The organism is Sphingomonas kyeonggiensis (assembly GCF_014196745.1).
Classification (GTDB): Bacteria; Pseudomonadota; Alphaproteobacteria; order Sphingomonadales; family Sphingomonadaceae; genus Sphingomonas; species Sphingomonas kyeonggiensis.
The window spans coordinates 1,420,271-1,436,289 of sequence record NZ_JACIEH010000002.1 but is presented as its reverse complement, the minus strand read 5'-3'; the positions used below and the strand labels follow the sequence as shown (position 1 = coordinate 1,436,289).

At 60.6% G+C, this 16,019-nt stretch carries 11 protein-coding genes; all 11 read right to left on the bottom strand.

Translation table 11 applies throughout. From position 1 onward, the window contains the following. Positions 1-266: 266 nt before the first annotated feature. The 11 genes from GGR46_RS14920 to GGR46_RS14870 all read right to left on the bottom strand — a co-directional run bounded on the left by GGR46_RS14920 (position 267) and on the right by GGR46_RS14870 (position 15,850). Positions 267-734 (bottom strand): hypothetical protein, encoded by a 468-nt coding sequence (locus GGR46_RS14920; RefSeq protein WP_183998707.1) that lies wholly within the window; start codon positions 732-734, stop codon positions 267-269. Continuing rightward, the gene (locus tag GGR46_RS14915; protein ID WP_183998706.1) at positions 718-1,731 is read right to left on the bottom strand and encodes a DUF6976 family protein; all 1,014 of its coding nucleotides are present in this window, start codon (positions 1,729-1,731) and stop codon (positions 718-720) included. Before GGR46_RS14915 ends, GGR46_RS14920 begins: the two co-directional genes overlap by 17 nt. Positions 1,732-2,056: 325 nt before the next feature. Further along, complete coding sequence (locus GGR46_RS14910) at positions 2,057-3,448, bottom strand: methyl-accepting chemotaxis protein (RefSeq protein WP_183998705.1); 1,392 nt, start codon at positions 3,446-3,448, stop codon at positions 2,057-2,059. A 105-nt stretch (positions 3,449-3,553) separates the two neighbouring features. Continuing rightward, entirely contained in the window at positions 3,554-4,012 is a 459-nt protein-coding gene (locus tag GGR46_RS14905) for a response regulator (protein WP_183998704.1), read from the bottom strand. Positions 4,013-4,433: 421 nt separating this feature from the next. Next, entirely contained in the window at positions 4,434-4,835 is a 402-nt protein-coding gene (locus tag GGR46_RS14900; RefSeq protein ID WP_183998703.1) for a response regulator transcription factor FixJ, read from the bottom strand. Between the two features lie 95 nt (positions 4,836-4,930). After that, entirely contained in the window at positions 4,931-5,560 is a 630-nt protein-coding gene (locus GGR46_RS14895; protein ID WP_183998702.1) for a response regulator transcription factor, read from the bottom strand. Beyond that, positions 5,557-7,119 carry a PAS domain S-box protein gene (locus GGR46_RS14890; RefSeq protein WP_183998701.1) on the bottom strand — a complete coding sequence of 521 codons (1,563 nt, stop codon included), beginning with the start codon at positions 7,117-7,119 and terminating at the stop codon, positions 5,557-5,559. The genes GGR46_RS14895 and GGR46_RS14890 overlap by 4 nt, the downstream gene beginning before the upstream one ends. Before the next feature lie 940 nt (positions 7,120-8,059). Then, positions 8,060-12,085: an RHS repeat domain-containing protein gene (locus GGR46_RS14885; RefSeq protein WP_183998700.1), complete on the bottom strand. Its 4,026-nt coding sequence runs from the start codon at positions 12,083-12,085 to the stop codon at positions 8,060-8,062. A 48-nt stretch (positions 12,086-12,133) separates the two neighbouring features. After that, complete coding sequence (locus GGR46_RS14880; protein ID WP_183998699.1) at positions 12,134-12,340, bottom strand: hypothetical protein; 207 nt, start codon at positions 12,338-12,340, stop codon at positions 12,134-12,136. A 718-nt stretch (positions 12,341-13,058) separates the two neighbouring features. Further along, positions 13,059-15,362, bottom strand: a complete 2,304-nt coding sequence (locus GGR46_RS14875) for an MHYT domain-containing protein (protein ID WP_183998698.1) — start codon at positions 15,360-15,362, stop codon at positions 13,059-13,061. Positions 15,363-15,637: 275 nt separating this feature from the next. Continuing rightward, the gene (locus GGR46_RS14870) at positions 15,638-15,850 is read right to left on the bottom strand and encodes a hypothetical protein (protein WP_183998697.1); all 213 of its coding nucleotides are present in this window, start codon (positions 15,848-15,850) and stop codon (positions 15,638-15,640) included. Positions 15,851-16,019 lie beyond the last annotated feature (169 nt).

The window sequence follows — 16,019 nt, the reverse complement described above, 5'->3', positions numbered from 1 at the left end:
AGCGCAAACCGGGTCGTTAGCGGTCATTCGCGGCCGGCGACGCCTACGGACAGCTATTGCAATTCCCGCTCTCAAAAAGCTGTCGGTCTGAAAGCCACCCACTAGAGGCCGCTCAGCGGTGAGACGGCCGATCCAAAAGCGGTCAGGCTGCAAACGGCCCAACAGCAGCTTGGCAGCTCTTAGAGCAACTCGCCGGTCGGGAATGTGCCTCAATTTCGGACGTTCAGACTGCTTGGTGCCAATCAAACGAGGCCTGCGGGAACACGTCATTCCTCGCGGGGAAAAGGTGACCGGCCGAACGGGCTGTTGTCCTTCTGAGCTGGCGGTGCCGCACGAACTTCCGCGACCTCTTTCTGCAGCTCATCCAGATGAGGAAGGGGCACCGGAGAGGCGACAAACACCAATTCTCGATCGACACTTTCCCAGGCGACCAGCGGCACGATCTCCGCCTTCCCCGGCAGAAAACTCAAAAATGGCCCGCGCTCGATGTCCCCGGCATAGTCGAGATTCTGTTGAGCCCACTTCCGCCCTTCGAAAAGGAGACGATCGGTTTCGATCCGCCACGCCTTTTTCCTCTGGTTGTGCCGGATAGAACTCATTCCTTCGTCGGGGAAATGCCCGTCCGCGCGAACTTTAGCGAGGTTCTTCCAGCCAAACCAAAGATCGATCGGCGGAATGACGTACACGAACAATCCGTTCTTTGCCTTCGCCTGCTCTTCAACTTCTATGGGCATGGTCCCCTCCAGTCGGCGCTTCTTGGAGTGAAAGGCAGGATAGGGTTTGGTTCAGCAAGATGTAAGCGAATTCACCAAAGGTGACCGGCCCGACAAAGCCGCCTGTCGAGCGTCCCTCAAGGCCTGCATAGAGATAGTTGAGGATGCAGTTGCAGGATAGCATGCCCTCGGCGCTTCTGCCGTTCGCTGCTTCAGCATAAGTTGAGGCATAATCGGCGACGGGGCTTGCCTGGCGATAGGTCACGCCTGGCACGACTGGCGCGTAAAAATGAACCTTGCCATTATCTGCATCGACCGTTTGGAACGAGACATTGATCATCGCTCCGGCATAGTCGGCGACAAGTGGCAGCCTGGTATCGAGCCCCTGTTCGACGATATGGCAGGCCAGATTGGCGGGAGTTCCATCGATCAGGCAGTCCGCTATCTCGAAGCCGCCGTCAGCGAAACTGAACTCGCTCCCCTCGCCGGCGGTGAACAGATTGACGATGTTGAGATCGGCTTCGATCGTGTCGGGGAGCGCGATCCACAGCGCCGCCAGACCATCTTCGGAAATTGTGCCGGTCACACCATCAAATACCTTAGCGCTATCTATGCCGACGCGATCCAGATGAACGCCGGCGACCCAGCCGAAAACCGGTTGGTTGTAGAGACCGGAAAGGCGGGGTCCCTCGGCGGCGTAGCGCTGCAGCGTGGCGCTGAAAGCGGGCACCACGACACAGGTAATGCCGTGCTCGTAGCGACGCTCGACCAGCCCGGCGAGTTCATCGCCCGATAGGATGGCGGTGCGAACCGCCGCAGCTTCGTCAAAATGGGTGCAAAACAACCGATCCTCTCGTGAAGCTCCGCCGTCCTCAAGGATGAAATAGACCGTCGTGGCACCGGTCCATTTCCCGCGCGGCAACCGGCGTAGCAGGCTTTCTGGGCCTGATATGAAGAGCGTGGCGCCGGAGGTGATTAGAGCCTCGGTCGCCTCGACGGTGAGAAACGCATTCTTCATGGATCAGGCACCCGTAATTGCGGCAAGGTCGCGAAGCGCAAATTTGTTGTTAAGGAAGAAGCTGTGCAACTCCGCGACAGCATCCGGTAGGCTCGTCTCCCGATTTCTTACGGATATCCGTAGTCGGGTGATGAGCAGCCGGGTGGCCAGGGTCCTTATGTCCGGGTTGGAGATGCCCGAGATTATGCGCCCCCAGAGGATATTGTCGGCGAGAGGTATGTCCACTTCACGCTCCACAATGATCGGCTCGCCACTTACCCCGACCGCAGACCGCGACTATCTGAATGTGCGCGGGAGTAGCGAGCCGTATTCCGCTACGTTTCCGTCACGAAGCTACCCGATCATGATTCTGAGCATGACTGGCTACCGCTCGGTGGTGAGTTGGGCGTGGACGCGCATACAGTCCACGCATTGCCGACGACGCAGAGGCTTCCGCAGCATGGGCAGACCCCGCCTTCGGAGTTCCGATCTCGAACCTGCCGGCCTGTTCCGCAAGGAGGACCACTTGTCCGCTCAGGTTGCGGGCGGCTGCCGAGGTTTGCTCGACCATGGCGGCATTCTGCTGCGTAGCCTGGTCCATTTCGCCAATGGCGACATTGATCTGCGTGATGGCAGCCGACTGCGCCTGGTTGTCGTTCGCCATGCAGCCCAACAGGTCATGCACCTCTTCGACATTCTGGGAAATATCGACCAGCGCGGTATCGACCTTCTGGACCATGTCGACCGCGGCCAGGATATCGGTCTGAGTCGCTGTCAGTTGCTCGCGGGCGCGGCCCGCTTCTTCTTCTGCGCGCATGGCGAGCGCTGAGACAAGATCGGCAACCACGGCGAAGCCCCGCCCGGCCTCGCCGGCGCGGCCCGCTTCGACGGCGGCGTTCATGGCGAGCACGCGGGTCTGGAACGCGATCTTGTCGAGGCCTTCGATCACGCTGTCGATACCCTTTGCGCTCTCGCTGACCCGGTTCATTGCCTGTACGGCTTCGTCTGCGGTGCTGCGCCCAGTTGACACCGTCGCGATCGCATCATCGGCGCGGACCAGCGTCCGGGCTGCCGCACCGGCGCTTTCCTTGAGGCGTTCGTCCATCTGCGTCACGGACGCCGAGGTTTCCTGCAGGCTGGCGGCATTTGCCTCGGTCCGCCGCGCCAGGTCTTCCGAGGCCTGCGCGATCTCGCCGGAGCCGGTCCGGATCGTCTGCGCGTTCTCGAGCACCGTTCCGATCAGCGAGCGCATGCTCCCGAGCGCGGAATTGAAGTTGGTCTTGAGGCTGGCATAGGCCGCAGGGAAGTCCGCGACGATCTCACCCGTCAGATTGCCGGTGCTGAGCCGTGCCAGGCTTTCCCCGACGATTTCGACGATCTGCGCCTGCTCCTGGGCGTCGCGCATCTGCTTCTCGGCGATGTCACGAAAGGTGAACATGGCGCGCGTCATCCGCCCGACACAGTCTTCATGGTTCGTATAGGCGATGGGGCTGGTCAGGTCGCCTGCGGCAAGCCCCTCCATGCGAACCACCGTGTTCACATAGGGATCGCAGATCGCTTTGCGGTAGCTCGCCGACATCGTCGCGGCAACCAGCGCAGCGCCGACGCCAAGACCAGCCATGACGAAGTCGCCTCGCGCCAGCGCTGCCAATCCGAGGAAGGCGATGAGCGCGACGAGCGAGCCGAATGCGACCAGCGTCTTCTGTCTGATCGGGGCCTTTTCGCGAAACCAGAGCATGGGTGCCTCTCACTATTGTTTGTGTGGATGCTGCCCCCCTCTCGCGTCGGCGCGCTGCAGCTCTTCAGTTTATAGGGGGCGAATTCGAATTGTTTCCAGTTTGTGTCAGAAAATCTCGTCGGCGTCCTCGCGCCATCCCACGCGACGTGCCGCTGCCGGCAATACCGCCAGGTTCTGGGCGTCGCTCGAGACGAAGCGCGTGAGCTTGCGGTTCAGGGTCTCGGTGGTGAACGGCTTCAACAGATAGTCCGTGGCGCCCGCGCTCTTGGCGTTGATGACTTCGCCGAAATCGCGCTCGGCGGTGATCATCAGGAAAGGTATTTTGGCCAGCGCAGGGTCGAGGCGAACGGCGAGGAGCAACTCGAAGCCGCTGACCGGCTCCATCCACCAATCGGAGATGACGAGATCGTAGCGACGGCGACGCAGCATCTCGAGCGCTTCGTTGCCGTCGCCTGCCTGATCGACCTGGGCTATGCCGAATTCGTGGATCATGCCGACGACGATACGGCGTATCATTCGCGAGTCGTCTACGACCAGCAAGCGAGCATCATGTGTGTCGAGCATTCAAGCCTCCCTTGCCCTTATACAATCATGGCAATGTGAAGGTCGGTAGCCAGAGATAGTGCGGATCGCATTTATCCGGAGGGGAAGCGCAACTGGTATTGAATAGATCAATACTTATCATATCTAACATCTGTTAGCGCTATCTCTTTCCGCGCGGAGAAGCCCCTATCACCGCTCCACAAGGATCGGGGCCATTTGAAAGCAGTCTCTTGGCAGCGGTGGCTATCAAGCTGAGCCGCGAGATGCGGTTATCCGGCGGCCCGGGGGGGGCAGCGGGATCGATCGCCACTTGTCGGGGATGTGGCTTGACGGGCGATGCCAGCGCTTGAAGCTGTCGCGTGCGGACAGGCGAGGACTGTGAGCCCCCTGTGGCGAAACAGCAACGCCGCAGTTCAACCTGATCGCAGGTGGATATCCCGATTCAGACTCGTGACGCGGGCTGTGATTGTCGGGGCGGCGCAATGCCGGCCGCAATAGGCATCCGGTCACCATCGGTCAGCAGGTGGAGCAATTCCCGCTGCAGAATTGGTTTGGCCAGCACTGTCCCGTAGCCGCATGCGCGAGCTGCATGTTCGAATTCGACGGAATGGGTCGCCGTCATCAGCGCTGCCCGCCCGAACCAGCCGCGCTCGCGCAACGCGGCAAGGGCCTCGATCGCAGTACCGTCGGACACCGAATCGCCTGCAATGATCCATTCCGCCTGGGTAATCATGGGATCGGCAATGAGAGATGCGATACGATCGTAGCCGCGCACCTCGAAGTCACTGATTTTCAAGAGCATCGCCAGGGAACGGCGCACAGCTTCATCGTTCTCGAGCAGCAATATGCGGCGATGCGGAGGAGATGCAGTGGGCATGAAAAGGCCATGCCGGAAATTCGCGTCGTCGTCCTTCCGGAAACCTCCGAGGTTAGGCGCATCTATGTCGCTTCGGTATCGTCTTCGATACCCGCTGCGAAGGCCACGCGCAAAGCGTCGGAAAGACTGCGGGCGTCGAGCTTGCTCATCAGGTTGGCGCGGTGCAGTTCCACCGTGCGCGGAGAAATGCCCAAGTCATAGGCGATTGTCTTGTTGGGGAGGCCGCGCACCAAGCCGCGCAGCACGGCGAGTTCGCGTGGGGTGAGCGCGATCAGGCGCGCTCGCGCCGCTTCCTGCGGCGAGGAACGGGATGCCGACGGATCCAGGCGGTGGAAGGCGGCATCGATGCCTGCGAGCAGCACGGCTTTTTCGAATGGTTTTTCGATGAAATCGACCGCGCCGTTCCGCATCGCGGCCACCGCGGTAGTGATGTCGCCATGACCCGTCATCACGATAACCGGCATCGTTATCCGGCGCTCCTTCAGCGATCGCTGCACAGCAAGGCCATCCATCTCGGGCATGCGTACATCAAGCAGGACGCAACCTGCTTCGATCTCATGCACCCTGCTCAGGAACTCGACGCCGGTCTCATAGGTCTCCACCTCGAAACCCTCGGTGCGCAGCAGGAAGCGGATGCCGCGCCGCACCGAATCCTCGTCGTCGACGAGATGGACGACGCGTCCATTCTTCATTCGAGTTCAGTCCTCGCTTCCATCAAGGTGAAATGAAAGATGGTGCCGCTGCCCTGACGAGCCTCGACCCAGATGCGGCCGCCATGCGCTTCGACGATGGTGCGGCAGATGGATAGCCCCAGTCCCATCCCGCGATCCTTGGTGCTGGTGAACGCCTGGAAGAGTTGCGGCATCACTTCACGCGCAATCCCGGTGCCGCTATCCGCGACCGAGACCCGGACCATGCCCTTCGGCGCGGCATGGGTTGTGATGGATAACTCGCGTATATCGCTCTCCGCCATCGCTTCGATCGCGTTGCGGATCAGGTTGACCAGCACCTGCTGGATCTGGATGCGATCGACCAGGACACTGTCGGCGCGTTCGTCGATGGCGAAGGATGCGCTCACGCCGCGCTCCTTCGCCCCGATCAGCGCGAGGCGGCTGGCCTCGTCGATCAGCTTGGGCAGATTCTCGACATGCTTTTCCACGTCGCCGCGCGCGACGAAGTCGCGGAGGCGGCGGACTATGGATCCGGCGCGCAGCGCTTCCTTCGAGGATTCATCTACCGCCTCTCGCAGCATATCCTTGTACTGCGCTGCGTCTCGATCGATCAATGCCCGACTGGCCTCGAGATAGTTGGCGATCGCGGTCAGAGGCTGGTTGAGTTCATGCGCGAGGGTCGATGCCATGGTGCCCATCGCCGACAAGCGCGAGACGTGGATCAACTCGGACTGGAGTTCTTCCAACCTGAGTTCGGCACGCTGCTTTTCCGTCAGGTCGCGGATGAAGCCGGTGAAGATGCGATGGCCTTCGGACCGGGCCTCGCCGACCGCTAGCTCCATCGGAAAATCGGTGCCGTCGCGTCGCTGCCCTACAACGATGCGCCCATTGCCGATGACCCGGCGTTCGCCCGTCGTCCTGTAGCGCTCCAGATAGCTGTCATGCCGCGACTGATCGGGCTGCGGCATCAGCATCTTGACATTGCGGCCGATGACTTCGCTTTCAGTGTAGCCGAACAGCCGCTCGGCGGCGGCGCTGAACGACAGGATGGTGCCGACTTGGTCGATCACGATCATCGCATCGGGCACGGTGGCAAGGATGGAGCGCAGATGTAGCGCGCTGCGTTGCAGGGCCTGCTCGGCATCCTTGCGTTCAGCGGCCTCGGCGGCCCTGTGCTCGGAAATATCGTGGAAGACCTCTCCAAAGCCCAACAAAGCGCCGTCTTCGCCGCGCAGCGCGGTAAGCGACACATCGGCGAGGAATTCCGAGCCGTCGCTGCGGGCGCGGTGCACTTCCTCGCGCCGACCACCGCTTTGCGCCGCTTCAGCAAGATCGCGCGCGGGCTTGCCGGTTTCGCGATCTTCCTTGCTGTAGAGAAAGGCCCGGTCCCGACCCAGCGCAGCGCCTCTCGGCAGGCCGGTCAGCAGTTCCGCGCCGCTGTTCCACCCCGTCACCCGGCCACTCGCGTCGAACAGGATCAATGCCCGGTCTGCGACCTTCTCCACAAATGCCGCTAGCAAATCTGCATCAGGAGCCCGGCGGTCAACCGTGGTGGCGCCGGTGGGTGAAATAGGCGGCATTATAACAGATTACCGAATTGCAAATTCGCAGTCACGTCTCAAATGGTTATCTTTGACGTCCAAAAGATCGAAAATAGATGTATCCGGAAATTTCCCTTACCGGCTCGCCAGTTAACTACCTCCCTTGCAAGCGTTCACAGAGAAGGCAATTCATAAGCAGTCGAGGTCATCACCATACTCGACAAAGATCTTCTTGGGGGCGCCAGCGACCGCATCTCCGCCTACGGTGCCAATAACCAGCAAAGGAGAAGGTGCATCGCGGTGAGATAAGTAGCTCACGGGCGCCGTTTGATCGCAGCTTTTTCGGCTAGCGAAAGGCAAATCTGCTATTCTGCTTTCCACCCAATAGCCGCCGTTTGCGTTGAGCCAACGGAAACGGGCCGCTGAATGTCCGAGATGGGTGGTTAGCTGCCAGTCCGGTATCAGCCAGTCTTCTGCTCAAGCGGCCATTATTGGAGTCGCATGCGAAGGCTGACATTCGCGACGATGCAGAGCTCGCCCGGCACGGCTGCTAGCGTGGTGCGGTGTTTAGAGCCCTGACGACTGCGCCGATGGGCGGAATCACAAGTTTTGCGGCATCGAGACGGCCACGCGCGACGACGTGGCCGCCATCCCGAGGTGCCGCCGCCCGATCCGGGAGAGATCGGGCGGCGGCTCGGTTCGACTATGATGTGAATCGCAATTTGCTACATGCCCAGCTCACATCGCGTGTTGGGCGGCACCTTTTCGGGCGAACCAAGCTTCTTCGCCATAGGAGGCGCCATGTCACGAATCATTGCGATTGGACATGCGCAGCCTTTGACTGAAGGAAAATATCAGCCCAAGCAAAAAGCCAACTGCAACTGCAATAAAAATAGAAATAATTAATGAAAGTCCAAACCTTCTGGCCAATATAAAGCAAGCTATGCAGATTGCAGAACTGATTATATTGGCAATAATTTCAGTTGGCTTTTTTGCAGATTTCGCTGTTTTGATATCCATTATACCCGCCAATAATCATGGTTATTCCGGATGATACAAGCAGGCCTAAGCTCGATGATCTTACTGCGTTAAACCCGCCACCAGTTGTGAATCCGCCTCTCGCCGCGGTTGCGCCCTTAGAATATTCGAAGGCAGTGCTTCCTCCAGTGCCAACCAAATTAGTCCAACTGACTAATTCCTTCAGGGAGCCTATTCCTACGGCGGAGAGGCATAAATGCAATCGCAGCGCTCTTCCTAAACGTTTGTCAGGGGGAGGATCGCCTTTTGAGTGATCCTGCGAGTCCCCACCGCCACCGCCACCGCCAACCTCAAGACCAATTTCTCTGGGTAAGATAAAATCGCTTGAGCCATATTCACATTTGCTCGTCGCGAGCGTCGCTCCCGGATATCCTTCAAGCGTGGAAGCGCTCGCATAGTACTGCGTGCGGCAAAACAAAAGGCCGCTGGGATCAGTAAGATTGATCGGGTCTCCGTTCACATAATTGTAAAGGTTCATACCCGATTCGTATCCGATTGGATCGGGCTGCATAAATCTACCTAAAGTCGATGAGTAGACACGCGCCTTGTAGTAATAGAGTCCGAGCTCGGGCATCCATGCCTGCCCAGTATATTGGAAGCGTCCAATATTGCTCGCAGCGGGGATGCCATATTCGTCATAGCGGTTGATGCCGATCGCGTTGCCCGAACCGTCGGTCACGGCCACCACCGAACCACGCTCGTCCGCATGGAGCCAGCGCCGATCGCTTGTACCCGAGCCCTCATACCACACCACGGTTTCATCGACGCCAGGACCCGGCACGTAGCGCTTGGTGATTGCCAGGCTCGGAACATTAATCTCGGAGATCATCTGGCTACCTGACCAAGCGAAGCGCGTGTCCTCATTGGTGGCGTACTGAAGCAATTGCCCGCCGCCTGGCTCATAAACCATTATTGCACCAGGCGCGGAGGCCAGCCGGTTCTCGGCTGTGTAGCCATAGTTGGCGCTTCCCGAACTGGTCAGGTTGCCGCGCCCATCGTAGCCAAGACTGGTAGCGCCAGCGGCCGTCATCTGGTTGAGGCCGTTGACCGAATAGGGACGATCGACATTGTAGTGCCCGCCCCAGGCATAGGCATCGTTCGAGTGCGTCAGCGACGTGATCTGCCCCGCCGGATTATAACTGAAATTATTCGTGAAATCATAGGCGCTGCCACCCAAATCCTGGGTCAGCGAGGCGAGCTGTGACACGCCACTATAGCTATAGCTCGTCGTCGTTCCATTGCCCCGCGTCACGCTCGCTCGACGACCAAGATCGTCATAGCCATAGGTTGCCAGCACACCTGCGCCTGAAGTCGCGCCATTCTCACGGATCGCGGTGACCTCGCCGGTCACGCTATAGTCGTAATCGACATAGAAGCCGTCGCTCCAGGTCAGCCGGGTCTGGCGGCCGGCCAAGTCATAAACGTGATAGGTGGTGGCATTGTAATTCTGCTCGGTTACCACGCGCCCGAGCGCGTCATAGCCCAGAGCATTCACCGCCCACCCATCGCCCGTAGCGCTGGTCACCCGTCCGAGCAGGTCATAGCCATAGGCCACATCCCAATCGAGATAGGCGCTCCCAGACGTCACCTTACTGGTGACACGACTGAGGTTGTCATAGCCATAGGTGATCGTCTGACCATCCCGCAGGCGGCGCGAAGTGACGTTGCTCGCAGCATCATAGCCCAGCTGCTCATAATCGCTCGCCGAACTCGTCGCCGCGCCCTGCGCGGGCACCGGATAATAGGTCTTCGAGAGCCGATCGAATCCGTCATATTCGTAGCTGGTCTTGTTGCCCTCTCCATCGGTAACGCTCGCCACCTTGCCGTTATCGGTGTACGATGTTGTCGCCTCGTCAGCCTGGTCGGTAGTGCCATATGCAGTTTGCACCTTCGACTTGCGGCCCGTCGGGTCATAGTTGTTCCTAGTGATCCGGTCCGAGCCGGCACTGCCCGTGGTTGCCGGTGTGCAGGCGGCCAGCGACGCTCCCCAAGCGGCGCTGTTCATCCGTGTCGCTGTGCAGTCTGGGCGGCCAAGCGCATCATAGCTATATTCGCTGACGCCGTAGACGGTGCCGCCCGCCGTAAGCACCTCGCGGATCTTGCGGGCGTTTGCGTCATAGCTTGCCGTCGACTGCTGAACGGACACGAATGTGGCCCAGTCGGTATCAGCCGTGCCGACTACAGTGCCGACCTCAACCGCACCGAGCTGACCGTTGGGCGTGTAGGTCGCTTTCACCGCCTGCCGCTTGCGCGCGCCGATGCCGTCCGGATCAGGCGAAATGGCGCCGACCCGCAGCCGATCGGCATCATAGCGATACGTGACCGTATCTTCGCCTCCGGGAAGCGGACCGTCCGCTGTCACCAAATTGCCGGCGGCATCATAGGTTGCAGTGGACGTCGCGCTCAGCGAGCTGTCGCCTGCGCCCTTCACGACGCTGGTAACGTTGAGTGCGCCATCATAGGCAATCGTGGTCTTCACTTCGTCCGCTGTGCCGATACAGCTAGGCGGCGTGCCGTTCCGGCACTCGGAAATCATGGTCAGCAGTGCGATGCCGGCGCTGTTGGTCATGTAGCTGTAGCGTGTCTGCGGATGGTTGGCGCCGCTCGTCGCCGCCGGACGCGAGACGCTGGTTAGAAGCCCGGTAATGCCATCATAGGCATACTCTGTCTGGTTGCCGCGTTCGTCGGTGGTCGTGTCGGGACTGTTGCACCAAGGTGTGGACGTGCAGTTCGGCGCAAAGGTCGAGCTGGTCACAATGTCGGAAAGCCCGGATCCGGGCTTTGCCTTACGCCGCACTTCGGTGACATTGCTGCGACTGTCATAGGTGTACTGAACCTTGTCGCCTTCAGGATTGGTTATCTCCGTGGGGCGGCTCAGGCTATCATAGGCCGTACTCGTCGTCTTGCCGAGCGCATTGGTGATGGACGTGACTCGGTACTTGGCAAGGTCCGATACAAGGGTCGTCGAATGCGACTGGGCGTCGGTCACTACCATGGTTGCTGTGGAGCCGGAGACGCTTCGGCTGTAACCGGTCACGATCCCATCAATGGTCACCGACGAGACCGCACCGCCCGAATATGTGACCGTGGTGGTATCGCTTGCGGCACCGGGGCGCCGCACGCCGGTGATGTTGCCTATACTGCCGGTAATCCGCCAAGCGCCGCCGCCTGGCTTGGTGATCGTGTAGACGCCGGGGGAGGGATTGGCGTAGCTGACCGTACTGACTGTCGTCGTGCCTTTCCTCAAAGCGGCGGTGAGCGGATGATACCAACCGGGCGTACCCGCGCCACTGCTAAGCCCATAGGTCCAGCCGATCGAATAGCCAGCATAGTTGCTCACCGAGGTCAGGCGCCAGGAGAACTGGCAATCGGGGCCTGTTTCTGACCCGATTGGAACATCCGAGCAGTCCGCGAAGATCTCCCAGTCAAAATTGACTGTCATGCCCGTCTTCCCGGTGATCGAAATCGGTAGCAGGATACAATTGGTCGGGTTGTTTACGTCGCACAAATTCGATTTGCCGCCATAGGTGCCGGCGGGGTTGCCAAAGACGATCTCGACTCCGTCTGAGGTCCGATAAGTGGTGCCGTCACTGGAAATCGTCGAACCGCTGCCATAAACCGACGACGAACCGGCGCCGTTGAAATTGTCGAAGCGCTGCCCATCAACCACGCTGTAGCGTGTGGTCCCTCCGACCGGCGTCACGTTCAGATAGATATTCGACCAGTTGGTGTACTGTCCGTCGAGCGCAAGCAGCGGAAGTTCCGCCTGGCCAGAGCCGATCGATGCAATCGGCAACTGCAGGACGTACCTGTCAGTCGTGACGTCGACACCATTGGCATCGAGATTAGGGTGCGCGGACTGTGCGAAGGCTGGGATCGCCAGCACGTTCGTAAGAAAGGTAGTGACCGACAGGGCAAAGCGCTGCCCATTCCGGCCGCGCGAGCGGCCAGATTGCATCCGTTTCATCAGATTTTCCTGCTTTATGGTTGGCTTCGCGGAAGGCAGCTTTGGAGATCAGCTCGGTGCGCCAGTCACCTGTACCCGTTTGCGGTTGTCGGCCTTGTCGTAAGTATGCGTGCTTTTGACACCGTTGTTCACGGAGCCCGAGTGCTCGACCCTCACAAGCCGGCCCTTGGCGTCATAGTTGTAAGTGATGGTTTCGGCCGCCTGAACCGCCGAAGCCGCCAAGGCGGCAATGCCCAAGGCGACGAAGAATTTCATGCGGTGCCCCCTTCCCAAAAAATGCGAGAATCGCATGCCCGCCCTATCGACCGATTATGCAGACTCCCCCCGCAGCACCAAGAGAGGGATGGCACCGTTATGGTCTGTCTATTTCGGGGGCGACGACCACATTGAGCGCAGATAGCACCATGCTGCTCCGCTAAACGATCGTCGGGAAGCGCGACCGCGACCCGGAACGGCAGGCATTGGGGCGGTTGCAGACGGGCCGCTTTTGGGTACGCCCGCGGGATAGCTGCCGTTGGCGCCAAAGCTCACCAAACGATCACTGTCTCCTTTTAGCAAACGTAAACAGCGCTACGCCCAACAGATCGTTCATCCGAAAAGATGATCGCTTCCCATCCATATCCGCCGTCAGGCGACGCTAGGCAGGTCCATTGAGCTGTCGCCCCGCGCGTGCGGGCATTGCAACTGATGACGCATCGGTCGAAGTTCGGCCAGTTGGAGAAGGCATTCGGCCCACACGAGTTGACGTTGGTGCAGGGCAGGTCGGCGGGCCTTTGGCAAAGGATCGCGCACGTCGCGGCGGAGATGCCATTCTCGATTCTTTGAAGGTCTGCGCGCTCGCGACTTTTCGGTTAAGACGAGGCGCGTAGGGCTAGCCACCTCGCGAGATTGCAGGCGGCTGCCATGGGAAACAGAGATCTGAGGCGGTCCGAATACCATCCGGTCACAGTCAGCGCGCTCCCGTCGTTGTCTCTTACGCTTTGGGCTCGTGCGGCAGCGATGTCGGCGATCTCGCTTGCACCGGGAAATTGAGCGTCGATATCTTCACGAGGAGGACCGCGCGGGCCAGAGCCTCCTGCGTGAATGGTTTGGCGAGCACATGAATATCCTTGAGTGCATCGCGATCGATATCAGCGAATCCGCTAACGAGCAGCACGGGCATCTCGGGCCGCTCCTCCCGGATCATTTCGACCAGCTCCAGGCCGGTCATCCCGGGCATCAGCTGATCCGCGACGACAATATCGACGGCACTGCATTGCAGTTCGGCCAGCGCTGCACTTCCGGAAGCAGTCGGGATCACCATCGCACCAAGGTCCTCGAGCATCGCTGCCGTGTTGGCGAGTACGAGCGGATCGTCATCAACCACCAAGATGGTCATGGGCGGCAAGGTTGCTTCGGCGTCCTCGCGACGCACCGGTTCTGCCTTTTGCCTTGCCGTTCGCTCGGCGGTCGGAAGGTAGAGAGTGGCACAGGTGCCCTGGCCGATCGCGCTGCGCAGCACAAGGCTGCCGCCCGACTGGGCGGCAAGGCCCTGTACCATGGACAAGCCAAGGCCGGTGCCCTTGCCCACGCCTTTGGTCGTGAAAAACGGATCCGTCGCGCGGGCTAGGGTTTCCGGGTCCATGCCCTCGCCGGTGTCGGTCAGGATCAGGCGAACATAGAGCCCTGCTGGCAGGTTGGCGATTTCGCCTTCGGCGAGGACGGTCTCGAACGCTGCGATGTCGAGGTAGCCGCCGTCCGGCATCGCATCTCGGGCGTTCACCGCCAGGTTCAGCAATGCCATCTCGAGCTGATGGGCGTCCACGCGCGCCAATGGAAGGCCCACGGAGAATTGGGTGTCGACCTTCACGCGCGGCCCCAGCGAGCGCTGCAGCAAATTGGCCATGCCGCGGATGAGAGCGGGGACGTCGACCGGCTCCGGCCGCAGGTCCTGGCGGCGGGCGAAGGCGAGTAGCCGCTGGGTCAGCGCCGCTCCGCGTTCCGCCCCCTCGTAAGCACTCGTCAGCAGCCGCAAGGCCTTGGCATCCTCGGGCACGCGCTTGCGGAGCAACTCCAGATTGCCGAGCACGACCGCGAGAAGATTGTTGAAATCATGGGCTATGCCGCCGGTCAACTGCCCCATCGCCTCAAGTTTCTGCGCCTGGCGCAGGGCCTGCTCGGCCTGATGGCGCGCCGTCACGTCGGTCAGCCCGCCAACAACGTACAGGAAGTTGCCGGCGCCGTCCCGCTCCACCCTGGCGGCGGAGACGAGCTCAAGAAGCGCGCCGCTCTTGGTGACCCCGCGATATTCGCGCGCGTGGGCCGAGCCGTTGCGCATCAGTTCTGGCCAGTCTCGTTGAAACTGGCTCGCCGAGGCCTCGGTGAGGAAATCGACGAAGCGGCGTCCGATCGCCTCGTCCCGCGTGTAGCCCATCAGCTCGAGCCAGGCGTCACTGACATGCTCGATGACTCCGAACCGGTCGAGTGCATGGAGGGGGAGCGGCGTGCCCTTGTACAAGGACCGGAACCGCTCCTCGCTCTGGCGGAGCGCCTCGGCCTCGCGTTGGGCGAGCAGGGCAAATCGCCGATCAAACATCGCCGCGACCAGCGATAGCGCCAGGATGAGAAAGGCAGCGCCGGACACGCTCACCGCCAGGCCCGCCTGGGTCGCATTGGCGTCCGAGTGCTCCATGCCCGCGCCTGCGGTCATAGTGAAGGTCGCGGCGCGCATGCCCGCGAAATGCATTCCGGCGATTGCCGTGCCCATCAAGACCGCTGCCCCAAGGCGAACGACGCTCTTGCTTTCGCGCGACGCCAACCAGAGCGCCGCGGTTGCCGCGACGATCGCAATCAGGACAGAGAGGGTCAGCCAGACCGGGTCGTAGCGCAGCGTAGCTCGTGTCTGCATCGCCGACATGCCTATGTAGTGCATGGCAACGATCCCGAGACCCATGAACAGGCCTGCCGCGATCAGGGGCGCGATAGCACCACGGGCATGACTCATCACCGCGAAGCCTATGCCGGTGACCAGTACCGCGACGAGCAGCGACGCGACCGTCAGTTCGACGTCATAGCCGACCTCCATGCCCGGCATGCTAAAAGCGAGCATGGCGACGAAGTGCATGGCCCAGATGCCGCCCCCCATGCCGATCGCGGCGGTACAGAGCCAGGTCTGTCGCAGCCAACCTTCCGATGCTCGCACCCGGCTCGCGAGGTCGAGCGCCGTGTAGGAGGCGGCGATGGCGATCAGGATCGAGATGCAAACGAGCACGGGATTGTGCATGCTGGTCAAGATCATCGCTTGGTCACTCGCCGGCCCATCCATTGTAAAGTTACCCGTGATTGCCTTATTCACAAGAACAGTTCCAGTCTGGTTACTTGTTGCCAAGGCGCCCGACTACGGCGCAGCACCGACAAGATTAACGACACTGCAGACGTTCATCTCAGGGGCCAAAATCATAGCCCCGAGTACCGTAAAGGGAGCGTTTCCGTATGAGCCTTCCTTCAAGACCGCGTGCTGGTGACTATGATTCCGTGCGCGACGCCCAAGTGTCGGAAGATCGGAAATATCATCTACAGCGGGCTGACCGCGAGCGGCAGCTTGCAAAGCGGGCGACCCAGGCTGCTTTGCGCGAACGCCATCTCGAACTGGCAGACTGTCATGCCCACCTCGCGGAGCTGATGCTGCCTTGAATCCCACCGCGCTCGTGCCGGCGGCGCAGCAGTGCGTGGTTTGCCAAAGTCCGCCTTGGAACCATTGCACCGCTCGCGGAGGGCCCGCTTCATAACTCGCAGCAACTCCCTTCCCATTGCCTCCTCAATCTCGGTCGTTCCCAATTGCTGCCACTAGGAAGGTGACAAACGGCAGCTTTCGGGATCGCCCGCTTGCCCATCCTAACGCCTTACATTGGGGCGCTTGCAGCCCGCCCGGTTTGGACCGACCTGGCGCCGGTCG

Coding starts and splice junctions, on each gene's coding strand:
- GGR46_RS14905 (WP_183998704.1), bottom strand. CDS start 4,012: ATGCTCGACACACATGATGCTCGCTTGCTGGTCGTAGACGACTCGCGA.
- GGR46_RS14920 (WP_183998707.1), bottom strand. CDS start 734: ATGCCCATAGAAGTTGAAGAGCAGGCGAAGGCAAAGAACGGATTGTTC.
- GGR46_RS14875 (WP_183998698.1), bottom strand. CDS start 15,362: ATGATCTTGACCAGCATGCACAATCCCGTGCTCGTTTGCATCTCGATC.
- GGR46_RS14880 (WP_183998699.1), bottom strand. CDS start 12,340: ATGAAATTCTTCGTCGCCTTGGGCATTGCCGCCTTGGCGGCTTCGGCG.
- GGR46_RS14890 (WP_183998701.1), bottom strand. CDS start 7,119: ATGCCGCCTATTTCACCCACCGGCGCCACCACGGTTGACCGCCGGGCT.
- GGR46_RS14915 (WP_183998706.1), bottom strand. CDS start 1,731: ATGAAGAATGCGTTTCTCACCGTCGAGGCGACCGAGGCTCTAATCACC.
- GGR46_RS14870 (WP_183998697.1), bottom strand. CDS start 15,850: ATGAAGCGGGCCCTCCGCGAGCGGTGCAATGGTTCCAAGGCGGACTTT.
- GGR46_RS14895 (WP_183998702.1), bottom strand. CDS start 5,560: ATGAAGAATGGACGCGTCGTCCATCTCGTCGACGACGAGGATTCGGTG.
- GGR46_RS14910 (WP_183998705.1), bottom strand. CDS start 3,448: ATGCTCTGGTTTCGCGAAAAGGCCCCGATCAGACAGAAGACGCTGGTC.
- GGR46_RS14885 (WP_183998700.1), bottom strand. CDS start 12,085: ATGAAACGGATGCAATCTGGCCGCTCGCGCGGCCGGAATGGGCAGCGC.